Origin of the sequence: Micromonospora arida (assembly GCF_003857035.1) — a bacterium.
Lineage (GTDB): Bacteria > Actinomycetota > Actinomycetes > Mycobacteriales > Micromonosporaceae > Micromonospora > Micromonospora arida.
The window spans coordinates 1-16,632 of the sequence record NZ_QGSY01000285.1; the positions used below are offsets into that span (position 1 = coordinate 1).

The 16,632-nt window shown below is 72.6% G+C and carries 12 protein-coding genes; 5 read left to right on the forward strand and 7 right to left on the reverse strand.

All coding sequences use genetic code 11. The features are described from left to right. Positions 1-127 precede the first annotated feature (127 nt). Entirely contained in the window at positions 128-1,552 is a 1,425-nt protein-coding gene (glnA, locus tag DLJ58_RS29070) for a type I glutamate--ammonia ligase (protein ID WP_112671701.1), read from the reverse strand. Between the two features lie 263 nt (positions 1,553-1,815). On the opposite strand from glnA, the gene DLJ58_RS29075 reads away from it, so the two are divergent. Beyond that, positions 1,816-2,214 carry an RDD family protein gene (locus tag DLJ58_RS29075; RefSeq protein WP_341869934.1) on the forward strand — a complete coding sequence of 133 codons (399 nt, stop codon included), beginning with the start codon at positions 1,816-1,818 and terminating at the stop codon, positions 2,212-2,214. 316 nt (positions 2,215-2,530) lie between these two features. Here DLJ58_RS29075 and DLJ58_RS29080 read toward each other — a convergent pair whose 3' ends face one another. Next, positions 2,531-3,217, reverse strand: coding sequence for a DUF4191 domain-containing protein (locus tag DLJ58_RS29080; RefSeq protein WP_091407420.1), 687 nt, complete (start codon positions 3,215-3,217; stop codon positions 2,531-2,533). Positions 3,218-3,424: 207 nt separating this feature from the next. Between DLJ58_RS29080 and DLJ58_RS34155 the strand changes: the two genes are divergently transcribed. Next, on the forward strand, positions 3,425-3,595 hold the full coding sequence (locus DLJ58_RS34155) for a hypothetical protein (RefSeq protein ID WP_167493750.1): 171 nt from the start codon (positions 3,425-3,427) through the stop codon (positions 3,593-3,595). Further along, entirely contained in the window at positions 3,592-6,786 is a 3,195-nt protein-coding gene (locus DLJ58_RS29085) for a helix-turn-helix transcriptional regulator (protein ID WP_244219180.1), read from the forward strand. Before DLJ58_RS34155 ends, DLJ58_RS29085 begins: the two co-directional genes overlap by 4 nt. 143 nt (positions 6,787-6,929) lie before the next feature. Here the strand turns inward: DLJ58_RS29085 and DLJ58_RS29090 are convergent, their stop codons facing one another. After that, positions 6,930-8,648, reverse strand: a complete 1,719-nt coding sequence (locus DLJ58_RS29090; RefSeq protein ID WP_124861090.1) for a hypothetical protein — start codon at positions 8,646-8,648, stop codon at positions 6,930-6,932. Positions 8,649-8,701: 53 nt separating this feature from the next. Beyond that, positions 8,702-9,697, reverse strand: coding sequence for a lipoyl synthase (lipA, locus tag DLJ58_RS29095; RefSeq protein ID WP_091407425.1), 996 nt, complete (start codon positions 9,695-9,697; stop codon positions 8,702-8,704). A 453-nt stretch (positions 9,698-10,150) separates the two neighbouring features. Here lipA and aspS point away from each other — a divergent pair, with 453 nt between their 5' ends. Further along, positions 10,151-11,437 carry an aspartate--tRNA(Asn) ligase gene (gene aspS / locus DLJ58_RS29100; protein ID WP_124861092.1) on the forward strand — a complete coding sequence of 429 codons (1,287 nt, stop codon included), beginning with the start codon at positions 10,151-10,153 and terminating at the stop codon, positions 11,435-11,437. Between the two features lie 38 nt (positions 11,438-11,475). Here aspS and lipB read toward each other — a convergent pair whose 3' ends face one another. The 3 genes from lipB to DLJ58_RS29115 all read right to left on the reverse strand — a co-directional run bounded on the left by lipB (position 11,476) and on the right by DLJ58_RS29115 (position 15,430). Then, positions 11,476-12,117, reverse strand: coding sequence for a lipoyl(octanoyl) transferase LipB (gene lipB, locus DLJ58_RS29105; RefSeq protein ID WP_124861094.1), 642 nt, complete (start codon positions 12,115-12,117; stop codon positions 11,476-11,478). A gap of 97 nt (positions 12,118-12,214) precedes the next feature. Further along, a complete protein-coding gene (locus tag DLJ58_RS29110; RefSeq protein WP_124861096.1) occupies positions 12,215-13,540 on the reverse strand; it encodes a hypothetical protein in 1,326 nt (441 codons plus the stop codon). 57 nt (positions 13,541-13,597) lie between these two features. Then, positions 13,598-15,430 (reverse strand): DUF6311 domain-containing protein, encoded by a 1,833-nt coding sequence (locus DLJ58_RS29115; RefSeq protein ID WP_124861098.1) that lies wholly within the window; start codon positions 15,428-15,430, stop codon positions 13,598-13,600. Between the two features lie 219 nt (positions 15,431-15,649). On the opposite strand from DLJ58_RS29115, the gene DLJ58_RS29120 reads away from it, so the two are divergent. Continuing rightward, positions 15,650-16,632, forward strand: a 983-nt coding sequence (locus DLJ58_RS29120; RefSeq protein ID WP_124861100.1) for an extracellular catalytic domain type 1 short-chain-length polyhydroxyalkanoate depolymerase, incomplete at its 3' end; no start/stop codon positions are given.

The window sequence follows — 16,632 nt, forward strand, 5'->3', positions numbered from 1 at the left end:
GGGCAGGGCAGGGCAGGGCAGGGCAGGGCAGGGCGGCGCACAGCGAGCCGGGCCGACTCCGCGGTGAGCGGAGCCGGCCCGGCCGGTGTTCTAGCGACTGCTCAACAGCCGTCGTGCATCTGACTGCTCAGCAGTCGTAGTACATGGCGAACTCGTGCGGGGTCGGGCGCAGACGCACCGGGTCGACCTCGTTGGCGCGCTTCCAGTCGACCCAGGTGGAGATCAGGTCGGGGGTGAAGACGCCGCCGTCGAGCAGGTAGTCGTGGTCGGCCTCCAGCGAGTCGAGCACGGCCGACAGCGACCCCGGCACCTGCTTGACGTCGCCCCACTCCTCCGGCGGGAGGTCGTAGAGGTCCTTGTCGATCGGCGTCGGCGGCTCGATCTTGCTCTTGATGCCGTCGAGGCCGGCCATCATCATGGCGGAGAAGGCCAGGTAGACGTTGGCCGACGGGTCCGGGACGCGGAACTCGACGCGCTTGGCCTTCGGGTTCGCGCCGGTCACCGGGATGCGGGTGCAGGCGGACCGGTTGCGCTGCGAGTAGACCAGGTTGACCGGCGCCTCGAAGCCCGGCACCAGGCGACGGTACGAGTTGATCGTCGGGTTGGTGAAGGCCAGCAGCGACGGGGCGTGGTGCAGCAGACCGCCGATGTACCAGCGGGCCATGTCGGACAGGCCGGCGTAGCCGGTCTCGTCGTAGAACAGCGGCTCACCGTTGAGCCAGAGGCTCTGGTGGGTGTGCATGCCGGAGCCGTTGTCGCCGAACAGCGGCTTGGGCATGAACGTCGCGGTCTTGCCGTTGGCCCAGGCCTCGTTCTTCACGATGTACTTGAAGAGCTGGAGCTGGTCACCGGCGTGCAGCAGGGTGGAGAACCGGTAGTTGATCTCGGACTGGCCGGCGGTGCCCACCTCGTGGTGCGAGCGCTCCACGTTGAAGCCGGTGTCGACGAGGCGGCGCACGATCGAGTCACGCAGGTCGGCGTAGTGGTCGACCGGCGGGACGGGGAAGTAGCCGCCCTTGTACGCGGTCTTGTAGCCGCGGTTGCCGCCGGGCTCTTCGCGGCCGGTGTTCCAGGCGCCCTCGATCGAGTCGATGTAGTAGAACGACTGGTGCGCCGAGGTCTCGTGGCGGATCGAGTCGAAGATGTAGAACTCCGCCTCGGCACCGAAGTAGGCGGTGTCGGCGATGCCGCTGGCCGCCAGGTACGCCTCGGCCTTCTTCGCCACGTTGCGCGGGTCGCGGCTGTAGGCCTCGCGGGTGAACGGGTCGTGGATGAAGAAGTTCAGCGCGAGCGTCTTCTGCGCGCGGAACGGGTCGATGAACGCGGTGGCGACATCCGGGAGCAGGAGCATGTCCGACTCGTGGATCGCCTGGAAACCGCGGATCGACGAACCGTCGAACGCGAGGCCGTCGGTGAAGAGGTCGTCGTTGACGGACTCGACCGGCAGGTTGAAGTGCTGCATCACGCCGGGCAGGTCACAGAAACGAACGTCGACGAACTTCACGTCCTCGTTCTTGAGGTATCGCAGCAGTTCCTCGGGATTGGCGAACACACATCCTCCTGGCACGTCCACGGGGTGGCTAGGCTTCTGGCGACGCTAGGGCCGGGGGGTTGCCCGGCCGTGTCTCCGTTGTTTCTGCCGTGTTACGTCCCTCGCGGAGCGTCAGCGGCACCCCGGTCCACGCCTCCGGCCCGCCAGGAACGCCGTACCGACTGCGCCAGTGTAATGACATCTGATCGCTTTAGCCTGAATCGGCACACAGCGGCGGCGGCACCCGGCAAGCTCTCATCCCGGCGCGGATACCCTTGACCGCTGTGACCAATCCGCACCTACCGGCAGCGCCGGCCACCGACCCCACCTTCACCGCGCCGAGCCTCGGTCGGCGGTTCGGGGCGCTGATCATCGACTGGGTGCTCTGCCTGCTGGTGTCCAACTTCTTCGCCGACCCGGTACGCGACGGCTGGGCCCCGGTGCTGGTGCTTGTCCTGATGTACGGCATCTTCCTCGGCCTGTTCGCCCAGACGCCGGGCATGTACATCACCAAGATCCGCTGTGTGAACTGGTACGACGGTGGCCGGATCGGCGTGCTCCGAGGGCTGATCCGTGGCCTGCTGCTGGCCCTCGTCGTCCCCGCACTGATCATGGACGAGCACCGGCGCGGCCTGCACGACCGAGTCGCCGGCTCGGTCATCGTCGACGCCCCCCGCGGCTGATCAACCCGACAACGCCGGTCCGGGACCCCCGCAAGATCGCAACCCCGCAAGATCGCAACCCCGCAAGATCGCACTCGATCCAGGATGTAGTGGCATCCGCCGCGTGCGAGGCCACTACATCCAGGATCGAGCACGATCATGGCGAGGGCGAGGGCGAGGGCGAGGGCGAGGTCGAGGTCGAGGTCGAGGTCGAGGGCGATCATGGCGAGGGTGAAGGCGGCCGGAGGCGGGCGGCGCCTCCGGGGCGGGTGCACATGAGGGTGTACGCGAAGGAGCCGGACCCGCACGGGTCCGGCTCCTTTACGTACACCTGGGGTCAGCGGCCCCGCGACTGGCGGAAGGCGCCTGGCGGCCGCATGTTCTTCGGGATCGCGCCCTTGGGCATCTGTGGCCGGGCGGTGAGCGCCTTGAGCCGCTTGTCCAGCGAGTTGACGTCCTTGCCGGAGAGGGCGCGGGGCAGGCGCAGCAGCGTCGTCCGCAGCTTGCGGATCGGCAGCTCGCCCTCCTCCTGCCCGATCACGTAGTCGTGCAGGGGAGCGGAGCCGATCACCTTGGACAGCCGCCGCTTCTCCTGGCCGAGCAGGCCGCGCACCCGCTGCGGGTTGCCCTCGGCCAACAGGATCACGCCCGGGCGACCGATCACCAGGTGGACCATGTCCATCTGGGTGGTCGAGCTGACCGCCGGGGTCACCCGCCAGTCCCCGCGCATGTTCTCCATGATCTGCGCCGCCGCGCCGGGTTGCCCCTCGGCGGCGTTCATCATCGCCTTGTTGGACCGCAGGTTGAGCACGATCAACACCGCGAGCAGGACGAACAGGATGCCGATCGGGAGCCAGATCCAGCTCCAGAGGATGACCGCGACCACGGTGAGCGCGAGCGGGATGAGCACCGCGGCGGCGACCAACGGCGCGAACCACCGGTCCTGCTTGGCGGTGAACTGGAACACCATCCCGATCTGCTTCAGCCGCTGGCCGAACGAGACCTTCTCCTGGGGCTTTGCCATGCCGCAGAGTCTAGTGGTCCCCGCCGGCCCGGTTGATCCGCGTCCGGGTGCCGGGGCAGCTGAGTACCTTACGTCGCCGTACGCGCCGGGAGCGGCCGGGTAAGGAGGCTGTGGGAGGGGAAGATGAGGCGCCATGCCCATGCCCGGGTGGGGCCTTCGCGCGAAGAGTCGTCAGCAGAAGACGACGACCCCACGAAGGAGCCCGACATGTTCGGCAACGACGCAGATTTCCTGCTCACCCTGCACCGTACCCACGCCGCCGAGCTGCGCGCCGACGCGGCCGCGGACCGGCTCGCCCGATCGCTGTCCCGGCCGGTCAGCCGCGGGTGGTTGGGCCGGCGCAGGCAGGCCGGTGGCACCGGCGACGCCCGCCGGTGACCGCGTCCAGCGCGGCCGCCACGCCCAGCGCGGCCGCCACGCCCAGCGCGGCCGCCACGCCCAACGCGGCTGCCATGCCCAACGAGGCGGCCACGTCCACGGCGGCTGCCACGTCCACCGCCGTCAGCGCGGCCGTCACGTCCACGGCGCCCAGCATGGCCGCCGCGTTCAGCGCGGCCGTCACGTCCACCGCGCCCGTCGGGCTGGCCGCTCGACCTGATCCGACCCCGCCGCCCGGCAGCCGGCCGATCGGCGGGGCCGGCGGGGCGGGCCGCCATGGCATGCTCGAACACGTGACCGTACGCGCTGCCAGTTCCGTCCTCGTCGGGCGCCACCGCGAGACCATGGCGCTGCGAGACGCGCTGGGCCGGGCGCGGGCCGGGGAGCCGACAACCGTGCTGGTCGGCGGCGAGGCGGGTGTGGGTAAGACCCGGCTGCTGGAGGAGTTCGCCGGCTGGGCCACCGACGGCGCGGCGCGGGTGCTCGTCGGCCAGTGCCTGGAGCTGGGCGAGGCGGGCCTGCCGTTCGCGCCGTTCGCCGCCGCGTTGCGCGCGGTGCTGCGCGCCGACGGCCCCGAGGTCTTCGCCGGCTACGAGGGGGAGTTCGCCCCGCTCCTGCCGGAGCTGGGCCGCGCCTCCGCGGCGCTGACCACCCCGCGTGCCGTCCCGCTCAGCGACGCCCCGCGCGGCTACCTGTTCGACCTGGTCGCCGAGCTGTTCCAGCGGCTGGCCGATGCTCGCCCGCTCGTCCTGATCATCGAGGACCTGCACTGGGCCGACCGTTCCACCCGCGACCTGATCGGCTTCCTCGTCCGGGCGGCGAGGCCGGGCCGGCTCCTGCTGGTCTGCACCTACCGCACGGACGAGTTGCAGCGCGGCCACCCGCTGCGCCCGTTCCTCGCCGAGCTGGATCGGGCCCGGGGTGTGGAGCGGGTCGAGCTGGCTCGCCTGGACCGTGACGGCACCGCCGCGATCCTCGCCGACCTGCTCGGCGCCGAGCCGCTCGCCCGCGCCGTCGACGACGTCCACAACCGTACCCAGGGCAACCCCTTCTTCATCGAGGAGTTGGCCGTCGCCGGTGACCCGATCGGTTGCGCGGCGCTCCCCGAGACGCTGCGTGACCTGCTGCTCGCCCGGGTGGACCGGCTCCCCGAGCCGGCCCAGCGGGTGTTGCGGATCGCGGCCGCCGGCGGCACCCGCTTCGCCCACGACCTGCTCGCCGAGGTCGCCGGGCTGCCCGAAACCGAGCTGGAGGACGCGTTACGCGCCGCCGTCGCGGCCCAGTTGGTGGTGGCCGACCGGGACGGTGACTACGAGTTCCGACACGCGCTGGTCCGCGAGGCCGTACACGACGAGTTGTTGCCCGGTGAGCACGCCCGGCTGCACGCCCGCTTCGCCGCCGCCATCGAGGCCCAGCCGCATCTGGTCGCCGCCGGCCGCGCCCCGGCCGAGATCGCCCACCACTGGCACGCCGCGCACGACCACCCGCGCGCCCTCGTCGCCGCACGAGCCGCCGCGTGCGCCGCCGCCGACCGGTACGCGTACGCCGAGCAGCGCCGCCTGCTGGAGCGGGCGCTGGAGTTGTGGGAGCTGGTGCCGGATGCCGCCGACCTGCTCGGCATGGACCACCTGGCGTTGCTGGAGCAGACCCTGGACGCCGCGGTGACCGCCGGTGACTTCAGCCGGGCACTCACCCTGACCCGGGCCGGGCTGGCCGAGGTGGACGTCGACGCCGCGCCGCTGCGCGGCGCCCTCCTGCTGGACCAGCGCGGTCGACTGATGGCCCTGCTCGGCAAGAGCGACGGCAGCCGCGAGCTGGATGAGGCGTACCGGCTGGCGGCCGGTGGCCCGCCCGGCGCGGAGCGGGTCCGGCTGCTCGCCGACATCGCCACCCACCTGGTCAAGATCGACCCGCAGAAGGCGGCCCGGGTGGCAGCCGAGGCCGCCGCCGACGCCGAGGCGCTCGGAGAACACGCGGCCCTGCTGTCCACGCGGATCGCGCTGCTCTGCCACGGCGAGCGGGACCTGACCGGCGGGCTGGCCGAGCTGGGCCAGGCGGCCGCCGCTGCCCGTGCGGCGGGGGACGCGCCGACCCTGGTGCTCGCCATGGTGTTCGAGTCGGACATGCTCTGCGAGTTGGGCCGCTACGCCGAGTCCGCGCAGGCCGCCGAGGCCGGTGTGGCCGAGGCGCGACGGGTGGGGATCAGCCGCTCCACCGGGGCGTACCTGCTCTCCAACCGGGCTGAGGCGCTCATCGCGCTGGGCCGGTGGGACGAGGCCGAGGCGGTGTGTGCGGAGGCCGCCCGGATCGACCTGTCCGGTGTCACCGGTCTGCACTGGCTCCAGTTGGGTGCCGGGCTGCGGCTGGCCCGCGCCCATCCGGGCGCCGACGAACTGGTCGACCGGGCGCTCACCTTCCTCAACCGGCCGTACCTGTGGCCGAACCACCGCCTGCCCCTGCACGAACTGGCGATCGAGGCGGCGCTGGCCGCGGACGACAAGGTCGAGGCGGTACGCGCGGCCCGCGTCGCGGTGGCGGACGGAAGCCTGCCGCAGCTGCCCCGGGAGGGCTGGCCGGTGCTCAGCGCCGTCGCGCGTACCGCGGCCCGGGTGGGTGACCGGGAGTTGGCGGTCGCGGTGGCGGCGCTCGCCACCGACCTGCCGGCGCGGCACCCGGCGGCCCGTGCGCACGCCGCCCAGGTCACCGCACTGCTCGCGGTCGGCGACCAGGCGCTGCCGGCGTGGCGTGCGGCGGTCGACGCGTGGCGGGCCGACGGGCAGCCCTACCCGTTGGGCAGGGCGCTGCTGGCACTGGCCGAGGCGACCGCCGCAGCCGGGGAACGCGACGAGACGGCGGCGGCGGTCACCGAGGCCACCGAGATCGGCCGGCGGCTGGGTGCGACCCCGCTGGTCGAGGCGGCCGCCACCCTGGCGCGGCGGGTCGGCCTGCGCGGTGCGGCCGGGGGCGGGGCCGGCGCGGACCTGCTGACCGCCCGGGAGCGGGAGGTGCTGCGCCTGGTCGCGGAGGGGCACAGCAACAGCCGGATCGCCGAGCGGCTGTTCATCTCACCGAAGACGGCAAGCGTGCACGTCTCCCGGATCATCGCGAAGCTGGGCGTGACCAACCGGGTGGAGGCCGCCGCCCTGGCCCACCGCCTCGGCCTGCTCACCGACGCCGCCGCGCCACGCTGACGCGCGCACCGACGCCCCCGCGCCGCGCGCTGACGCGCACCGAGACCGCCGGGCCGCGCACCGAGACCGCCGGGCCGCGCACCGAGACCGCCGGGCCGCGCTGACGCGCACCGAGACCGCCGCGCGGACGTGGACCGCCGGGGTCAGCGCGGCAGGTAGATGCGCCAGCCCTCGATGGTGACCAGGTCGAGGCTGCCCGGCGTGACTCGCTGCCGCTCGTCGAGCACCTCCGCCAGGGGTGAGCCGGCCGGCGCGACCCAGGCCGGTGCCGCCGCGCTGTCCACCTCCCACCGGTACGCGGGGTAGCGGTCGAAACCGGGGCGCAGGGTGTCGTCGACGACCGCGCAGACCACCTGCTCCGCGCTGGCGAAGGTGAGCCGGTTGCAGGTCCAGTAGCCGGCGCGCACGTGCCGTACGCCCAGTTGTCGCAGGGTGCCCACCAGTTCGGTGTGCCGGGCCTCGGCGGCCTGGGTCGCCGGGACGGTCTGCGCTGCCCGCCAGGTGGCGTGGGCGGCGGTGCCCAACGTGGCGGCGAGCAACACCACCGCGACCGACCCGGCCAGCGTCGACCCGACGCCGCGCCGGCCGGTCGCCGACGGGCGCAGCCCGTGCCGCGCCACCGTCCACACCGGCCAGAGCAGCGCTGGCAGGGAGATGAGCAGGCAGGACAGGTAGCGGGAACTCTCTACGGGGGTGAGCCCGGCGGAACTGCTCACGGTGTACGCGCCGAGGGTGGCCACCGCGGCCAGGACGAGCGCCAGCCGTGCCGCCGCCGCCACTCGAGGCGACACCGCGTCGGAGCCGACAGCGGCAGAGCCAGCAGGGTTGGGGTCAGGGGTGCGCAGGGCTCGCCAGGCGGTGGCGGCGGCGATGGCCAGCAGCAGCGGCAGGGCGAGCGCCCACCACAGTTGCCAGGTGGCGCACTGGCCGGGAGCGCAGAAGCCCATGCCCAGTCCGGGGCCGAGCACCAGGCCGCCGTGCAGCCGGTCCGGCCAGCCCGCGCTGGCGTTGGCACCGCTGGCCGCGAGCACGGCGTGCAGCGGGTTGCGTCCGGTCAGCAGGCTGTGCAGCAGCAGTGGGGCCGCCCCCAGCACGGCCGCCGCCCCGAGCAGCGCCCCGGCGGCACCCCACAGCTCCCGGCGGCAGAACCCGACGAGGACCGCGCCGGTCGCCGCGACGTACGGCAGCACGAGCGGGTCGACCCAGAGCATCAGCCCGGCCAGGAACCCCCACGTGGCCCAGCGCGCCAGCCGACGGCCAGGTAGCCCGGTGTCGGCCGTCCGCCCGTCGGGTCGCCCGGCGTCGGCCGATCGCCGCCCCGGTCGACCGGTGGCCAGATCCACGGCGAGCAGGGCCAGCGCTGCCCCGGCCGCGTTCATCTCGGGGTAGCCGCCGCCGGCGATCAACTGGTTCTTGACGATCCGGTCGGAACCGAGGGCCAGCAGCGCCACCATCAGCAGCCCGAACCACCGGTCCCCGGTCAGCCGCAGCGTCAACCGCCAGGCCAGCAGCAGGAACAGCGCGTACAGGGCCAGCGTGGGCAACCGCAGCCCGAGCAGCGACGGCTCACCGGCGAGGGCGAACACCGGCGCGGCAAGGTACGCCTCCAGCGTGCCCATGTACTGCTGGCCGTAGAACCAGACCGGGAAGCCGTCACCCCGGGCGATGTGCAGCGCGGCCAGCCCCATGGTGGCCTCGTCGCTGTTCGTCGCCGGGGCGGCGTGCAGCAGCAGCCAGAGCCGGTAACCCACCCCGGAGAGCACGGCCAACCCGGTGAGCCAACCGACCAGGCCGGGACGTGCGCCGGGCCGCGGGCGGGGCGGGTCGGCGCCGCGCGGCTGCTCGCGTACGCCGACGGTCATCACAGGATCATGACACCCGGACGCCGAACGGCCGCGCGGCGCCGCCGTCGGAGTCAGCTGGCGGTGGCGACCGAGGCGGCGGCGCGGGCGTCGATGGCCTGCTTGTAGAGCCGGCCGGCCCGGTACGACGAACGCACCAGCGGCCCACTCATCACCCCGGCGAAGCCGATCTCCTCGGCCTCCTCGCGCAGCTCCACGAACTCCTCCGGCTTGACCCAGCGGGTCACCGGGTGGTGCCGGGGCGAGGGGCGCAGGTACTGGGTGATGGTGATCAGTTCGCAGCCGGCCTCGTGCAGGTCACGCAGCGCCTGCGAGACCTCGGCCCGCTCCTCGCCCATGCCCAGGATGAGGTTGCTCTTGGTGACCAGGCCGTCGGCGCGGGCCTGCCGGATCACGTCCAGCGAGCGGTCGTAGCGGAACGCCGGCCGGATGCGCTTGAAGATGCGCGGCACGGTCTCCACGTTGTGGGCCAGCACCTCGGGGCGGGAGCTGAAAACCTCGGCCAACTGCTCGGGGACGGCGTTGAAGTCCGGGATCAGCAGCTCGACGCCGCAGCCGGGCTGCAGGGCGTGGATCTGTCGGACGGTCTCGGCGTACAGCCAGGCGCCGCCGTCGGGCAGGTCGTCACGGGCGACACCGGTGATGGTGGCGTAACGCAGCCCCATCGAGACCACCGACTCGGCGACGCGACGCGGCTCGTCGGCGTCGAACTCGGCCGGCTTGCCGGTGTCGATCTGGCAGAAGTCGCAGCGCCGGGTGCACTGGTCACCACCGATGAGGAAGGTGGCCTCCCGGTCTTCCCAACACTCGTAGATGTTGGGGCAGCCGGCCTCCTGGCAGACGGTGTGCAGCCCTTCGCGCGAGACGAGCCCGCGCAGCTGGGTGTACTCCGGGCCCATCTTGGCCTTGACCTTGATCCATGGCGGTTTGCGCTCGATCGGCGTCTCGGCGTTACGCGCCTCGATCCGCAGCAGACGCCGCCCCTCGGGGGCCGCCGTTGCGGTGCGCGCTGCCTGGCCGGTCGTCGGCGCGGAGTGCTCGATCGTCACGAAAATGAGCCTACGCCGGACGGCAGGTGTCTATGTGCGTCAGGCGACCGGCGTCACGCCCCGAACGTTGTGACGCCGGACACCGGGGTGTCGAAAATGTGCGTCACACGAGCGGGATTCGGGTGCTACGGTCACCGCCAACAGCGACGACGGAGCCGAGTAGCCCCCGACCCGCCAGTGCAGAGAGCCGCCGGTGCTGAGAGGCGGTCTGGCACCGGGGCGCGAAGACCCTCCCGAGCTGCGGGAAGAACGGCCGCGGGTCTCCCGCGCCCAGTAGAGCCCGCCCGGCTGGCCCCGGTCATCAGGCGACGAACGAGGCCCCCGCTTCGGCGGGGGCGAAGGTGTGGTGGCACCGCGAGGTTCCCGCTCGCCCACACCTCCCTGGGGCTGATGCGACGCTTTCACCATCCCAGGGCGGCGAAGGCGTGGCGATCGACCGAGGAGCAGCCCGCCATGCAACGAACCCTGTCCCAGCAACTGCCCGCCAGGATCGGCACGACCGTGCGGATCGCCGGCTGGGTGCACCGCCGTCGACTGCTCAAGTCGGTGGCCTTCCTGATCGTGCGGGACGCCACCGGCCTGGCCCAGGTGGTCGTCACCGATTCGGCCGTCCGCGCCGAGCTGGAGAAACTCACCGAGGAGACGGTCGTCGAGGTCACCGCGACGGCCACCGCGAACGGCACGGCGCCCGCCGGGGTCGAGCTGACCGACCCGACGGTACGTCTCCTCGGGCCGCCCGCCGCACCGCCACCGTTCGACCTGTACCGGCCGGCGCTCACCGCGAGCCTGCCCACCCAGCTCGACAACGCGCCCACCGCGCTGCGGCACCCCACCCGGTCGGCCGCGCTGCGGATCTCGGCCGCCGCGGTGGCCGGGTTCCGGGCCGCACTCGACGCCCAGGACTTCGTGGAGGTCCAGACGCCGAAGGTGGTCAGCTCCAGCACCGAGAGCGGGGCGAACGTGTTCGCGCTGGACTGGTTCGGCCGACCCGCGTACCTGGCCCAGTCGCCGCAGTTCTACAAGCAGCTGATGGTCGGCGTCTTCGAACGTGTCTACGAGGTGGGGCCGGTCTTCCGGGCCGAACCCCACGACACCGTCCGGCACCTCGCCCAGTACACGTCGCTCGACGCGGAGCTGGGCTTCGTCACCGACCACCGGGACGTGATGCGCGTGCTGCGTGACACCGTGGCCGGGATGCTGGACACGGTGAGCGAGCGGGCCGGCAGCGCTCTGGCGACGCTCGGCGTCACGCCGCCGCAGGTGCCGGCGGAGATCCCGGCGGTGCACTTCACCGAGGCGCTGACGATCGCCGGCGCGCCCGCCGACGAGCCGGACCTCGCGCCCGCCCACGAACGGGCGCTGGGGGAGTGGGCCCGGCGCGAACACGGCTCGAACTTCCTGTTCGTCACCGGCTACCCGATGGCGAAGCGACCCTTCTACACCCACCCGGACCCGGCGCGGCCCGCGTACTCGAACGGGTTTGACCTGCTCTTTCGGGGTCTGGAGCTGGTCACCGGCGGGCAGCGGCTGCACCGGCACGCCGACTACCTGGCGGCGTTGGCGGCCCGGGGTGAGCCGGTCGAGCCGTACGTCGGCTACCTGGACGCGTTCCGGCACGGCATGCCACCGCACGGTGGCTTCGCCATCGGTCTGGAACGGTTCGTGGCCCGGCTGGTCGGCGCGGCCAACGTCCGGGAGGTCACCGCGTTCCCACGTGACCTGCACCGCCTGACGCCGTGAGCGAGGTGGCCCCCGGCGGCGACGTCGGGGGCCGCCGCTCAGACCTCGATGAGGGTGGAGAGCCGGCGCTCGACCACCGGCAGCACGTCGGCGACGCTGATCGGCCGACCCAGCTCGGCGGTGAGCGAGGTGACCCCGGCGTCCCGGATGCCGCACGGCACGATCCGGTCGAAGTACGTCAGGTCGCAGTCGCAGTTGATCGAGAAGCCGTGCAGGGTGACGCCCCGGGCCACCCGGATGCCGATGGCCGCCACCTTGCGGGCCGGCCCCCGGTCGTCCTCGGGCACCCAGACCCCGCTGCGCCCCTCGACCCGGCCGGCGGTCAGACCGAACTCGGCGCACACGTCGATGAGCAGCGCTTCGGTCCGGCGCACGTAGGCGACCACGTCCACCGGGTCGGGCAGGCGCAGGATCGGGTAACCGACGAGCTGCCCCGGCCCATGCCAGGTGATCTTGCCGCCACGGTCCACGTCGACGACCGGAGTGCCGTCCATGGGCCGGTCCCACGGTTCGGTGCGCTTGCCCGCGGTGTAGACGCTCGGGTGCTCCAGCAGCAGCACGGTGTCGCCGCGCTCGCCAGCCACCACCGACTCGTGCAGGCGCCGCTGCTCGTCCCAGGCGGCCTGGTATTCGAGCAGGCCGGCACGGACGGCCGTCAGGCCGGGGGTCGTCGTCGTCACGGCAACCAGCCTAGTCCCGTCAGAGGCGATCTTCCCTGGTGAGCCGCCTCACGAGGACGTCGTCGTGCCGGTCGCGGCACTGCTCGGCGGCTCGTTGTCACGCCGGAGCAGGGACCGTCGCACCGCGGTGGCGGCGGATCCGGCGAACGATGAGAGCGATCGCGAGCAGCGTCGGCACGCCCAGCGTCAGGTAGACCCAGAGCGGGGCGGCGAACGGTGACGGCCGGGGCTCCGGCCCACCGAACGCGGCCCGGGTCAGCAGGTCGCCCGGCACCATCAGGTCGGTCGACCCGACCGGCGTGGTCACCAGCACCTCGCGACCGCCGTCGGGCGACAGCGCGGCGAGGAGGGCTTGCCGGTCCGTGTCCTGCTCCGTCTCGCTGACATACCGCAGGATCGGGTCGTCTCCGCGCCAGCCGATGATCCCGCTGGCCGAGGTGCCGGCCGGCAGGGCTTGGCCGACCGCCTGACCGGTGGCCGTGTCCAGGAACTCGATTCGCCAGGTGCGCGCCGCCGCCTGCTCGGCCGTGCACCTGGGCCCGGCGCAGCCGTCGAAGGCGAGCAGCGCGAGCCGCCGGCCGTCGGGGTGCCAGGCGGCGGGGCCGGCCAGTGTCCGCCGGTCGCCCAGGTCGACCTGCCAGCGAGGACCGCCGCCGGCCGGGTCGACGACCACCAGTCGCTGGCGCTCGGCGAGCCGGGCAGGCACGTCCGGCGAGCCGGTGACCGCCACCAGGTCGCCACCGGGTGACCAGGCCGCCGCGTTGTGGGCGGCGAAGGTGCCGGCCGCGACCACCTGCTCGGTGCCCTGGTACGGGTCGACGACGAGCAGGTCGTCGGGCTTTTCCGGGTCGTTCAGCTGCTGGTTGTCCGGCCCGTAGCTGATCACCGGATCGTCGTTGCTGCGGGTGCCGAGCACGCGTCGCCCATCCGGTGACCACGCGAAAGGGTCCAGCCCGGGTTTCAGGGTGCGTCGCTGCCGGCCGGTGGTGAGGTCCAGCAACTCGCCGAACTGCGGCCGCAGGTAGTGGCGCCCGTCGGGGGAGAGCAGCCCGTGCCCCTCGCCGATGCGGATCGGGATGAGCCGGTAGGCGCCGTCCCGTGCGACCAGCACCCCGGTCGACTCGAAATAGCGGGTGCGGTCGGTGAAGAACACCAACGCGGCCGGACCGGCCGGGCGTTGCCCCACGGTGGCCTGCCACAGCCACGGATCGCGCACCTGGCTCGGCACCACCCCGACCGTGCTGTCGGTGACAGTGCTCCCGCCGGCCGTGCCGTCGGCGACAGTGCTGTTCGCGGCCGTGGCGGCTGGCGCGCCGAGCGCGACGCTGTTCGCGGCCGTGGCGGCTGGCGCGCCGAGCGCGACGAGCCCCAGCGCGAGCCCGACCACGGCGGCACGCCGCAATCGCCCACCGGTCAGTCTCATCGGCTCATTAGACGCGACGGCGGTCGGTCGTGATGCCCCGGCCGGCCGCGTCGCGGTCTATCGATCGGCCGGCGGGATGCGCCAGAGCCAGACATCGTCGACCCGTTGCGGCTCGCCGAACAGGGCGGTGCCGGTGCGCAGCAGCGCCGCCTCGTCGACCTCGAACTTCGCGCCGTGCACCTCGTCGGCGAGCACCACCGTCTCGATGCGCCAGTGCCGCAGGTCCGACTGGACCTCCCGGATCGTTCCGTCGGTGATGATGGGGGCCAGCCCGGTGCGGCCGGCCTGGTCCATCAACGCGCTCAGCGTGCGCGGCACCGGACCGATCCGGCCCCGCCCGTCCGGCCCGCCGGGGCCGAGGAAGAAGCCGCCCGGGATGGCGAACTCCCCCTGGCGGTGCGACAACGCGTACGCCTGCCAGCGCTGGCCGTCCGGGTAGATGTCCACCGTCAGCGGCACCGGGGTCAGCACCCCGTCCGGTGACACGTAGTCCCGCCAGGTGCCGGAGGTGATGAAGCGCGGGATCGGCTCCCGTTCGTCGGTCAGCAGCGGGGTGGGCAGCAGCGGCACCAGGGCCACCGCGAAACCCAGCAGCCAGGCCAGTTCCGTGGAGCGGTGCTGAGGTGGTGCGGCGCGCAACTGGTCGATGACGTACGCCAGCAGCAGCCCGACCACGGGCGCGACCACCAGTGCCAGCCGGGCCGGTAGCGCGGCGTTCACCACCGGCAGTTGTCCGACCAGGTCGAACGGCATGGGCAGATCGGTACGTCGGCCGTCGACCTTGGCGACCGGCCCGAAGGAGAGCACCGTGAAGATCACAGCGAGGGCGCCCAGCGCCCAGAGGGTGGCCCGGCGGTGCGGGTCGGCCCGCCGCCAGAGGACGACGAAACAGACCACGGTGAGCACCAGCAGCGGGATGCCGAAGAACGAGTTCTCCTCGGTCGGGTTCGGCGCCAGCGAGGTGCCCAACCCGGCCTCGCCGGCCAGTGAGCGGCGCGGGAAGGCGGCGAACGCCGCGATGTCCTCTGAGTGGATCACCGGGTCGAAGCCGGTGCCGTGGAACCGTTGTGGCCCGGCGAAGTGCAACCACAGGGGGTACGACAGCAGCACACCGGCGACCACGGCGGTCACCCCGAGCCCGCGCAGGAAATTGGGCAGCGCGGCTCGTGCCTCCACCCGGTTGGCCGGGTGCAGCGCCCAGACGGCGACGAACACCCCCAGCGCCAGCGCGGTGAAGAACAGCCCTTCGGCGGCGATCGAGAAGGCCACCGCGACCAGCACGCCGAGGATCAGCCCGTCACGGAGCCAGTGCCCGGCCCGGCGCAGCGCGAAGAGCCGCCAGATCAGCAGCGGCACCAGCCAACCGGCGGTCCAGTTCAGGTGCGCGTTGGCGTGCGACACCATGCCGGGGGAGTAGGCGATGAACAGGGCGCCGACCCCGGCGGCCAGCCGGCTGCGGACCAGGTGCCGGGAGAGCAGCCAGTACCAGACCAGCGCGGTGGCGAGCAGGTTCAGGGTGAGGATCACCAGGAACGTCGCCGGCGGCCCGATCAGGTACGTGAGCGGGGCGAAGACCACCGCGTACACCGTGATCGTCGTGTTGACCGCGAGGTTCACGCCGTCCGGGACGTTGATCAGGTATGTGAAGAGCGGGTTGTCCCCGTGGGTGACCGCGTGCCCGCCGAAGGCCAACAGCCATTCGAAGAGCGCCTGGTCGCTGGAGTTGACGGTGATGGTGCGGGTGTTCGGGTCCCGCCACAGCCCACTGGTCACCCAGACGGCGAGCGCGAGCGCCACCAGCACGACGATCAGGTCGGCCCGGCGGTCCCGGACGGTGCTCGGCGGTGACGCGGGTGCGGGCCCGGTGGCCAGCGACGGGGAGGACGGCACGCAGCGGACGTTACCAACCGGACCTGGACGGGCCGGTCAGACCTGCAAGGACGGGACCGTTGGGGACGGATTCGGCCCGCCACGTCGACGGTCTGGCGTACACAGCGTCCGTCGTGAATGTGTGCGTGTGCCCCATGTCATAGCGCCGACACATCGTCGTAACGTCTCGGCAACTCGACCGTGACCCAGTTCACAGTCTGCCCCTCCAGGGAGGCCGCCGTGCGCCGCTCCTCGTCCACCATCACCCGGCTGCTCGGTGCGGTCGCCGGGCTCGCCCTCGCCGTCGCGGGCGCGGTCGCCGTCGCCGCACCCGCCCAGGCCGCCACCCTCACCCAGGTCACCGGGTTCGGCTCCAACCCCGGAAATCTCGCCATGTACGCCTACCGGCCGGACGGCCTGCCGGCCAACTCCCCGGCCGTCGTCCTGCTGCACGGCTGCACCCAGAACGCCTCCGGCTACTTCGCCAACTCCGGCTGGCAGAAGTACGCCGACCAGTGGAAGTTCGCCCTGATCGTCGCCCAGCAGCCGTCCGGCAACAACGCCAACTCCTGCTTCAACTTCTTCGAGGCGGGGGACACCACCCGAGGCCAGGGTGAGGCGCTGTCCATCAAGCAGATGGTCGACCACGCCAAGACGAACTACGGGGTGAACGGCTCCCGGGTCTACGTCAGCGGGCTCTCCGCCGGCGGGGCGATGAGCGCGGTCATGCTGGCCACCTACCCGGACGTCTTCGCCGCCGGATCGATCATCGCGGGGATCCCGTACCGCTGCGCCACCAGCATGGTCAACGCGTTCAGCTGCATGAACCCGGGTGCGGACAAGACCCCGGCCGCCTGGGGCGACCTGGTCCGTGGCGCGTACTCCGGCTACACCGGCCCGCGCCCCCGGGTGGCCATCTGGCACGGCACCTCGGACACCACTGTGACCCCGCTCAACGGCACCGAGTCCCGGGACCAGTGGACCAACGTGCGGGGCGTGTCGCAGACCCCGACCAGCACCTCGTCGCTACCCGGCAACACCAGCCTCGAGGTGTACGGCAACGACGACGTGCGCCTTTACCGGATCTCCGGGATGGGCCACGGCACCCCGGTCGACCCAGGCTCGGCGGCCGAGCAGTGCGGCACCGCGGGCGCGTACTTCCTGGACACCATCTGCTCGACGTACCGGGACGCGCTCTTCTTCGGCCTGAACGGCGGCGGGAC

What these genes read in the sequence shown, in the direction of transcription:
- aspS (WP_124861092.1), top strand. Translation starts at nt 10,151, where the DNA reads ATGCAACGAACCCTGTCCCAGCAACTGCCCGCCAGGATCGGCACGACC.
- DLJ58_RS29080 (WP_091407420.1), bottom strand. Translation starts at nt 3,217, where the DNA reads ATGGCAAAGCCCCAGGAGAAGGTCTCGTTCGGCCAGCGGCTGAAGCAG.
- DLJ58_RS29110 (WP_124861096.1), bottom strand. Translation starts at nt 13,540, where the DNA reads ATGAGACTGACCGGTGGGCGATTGCGGCGTGCCGCCGTGGTCGGGCTC.
- DLJ58_RS34155 (WP_167493750.1), top strand. Translation starts at nt 3,425, where the DNA reads ATGTTCGGCAACGACGCAGATTTCCTGCTCACCCTGCACCGTACCCAC.
- DLJ58_RS29090 (WP_124861090.1), bottom strand. Translation starts at nt 8,648, where the DNA reads ATGACCGTCGGCGTACGCGAGCAGCCGCGCGGCGCCGACCCGCCCCGC.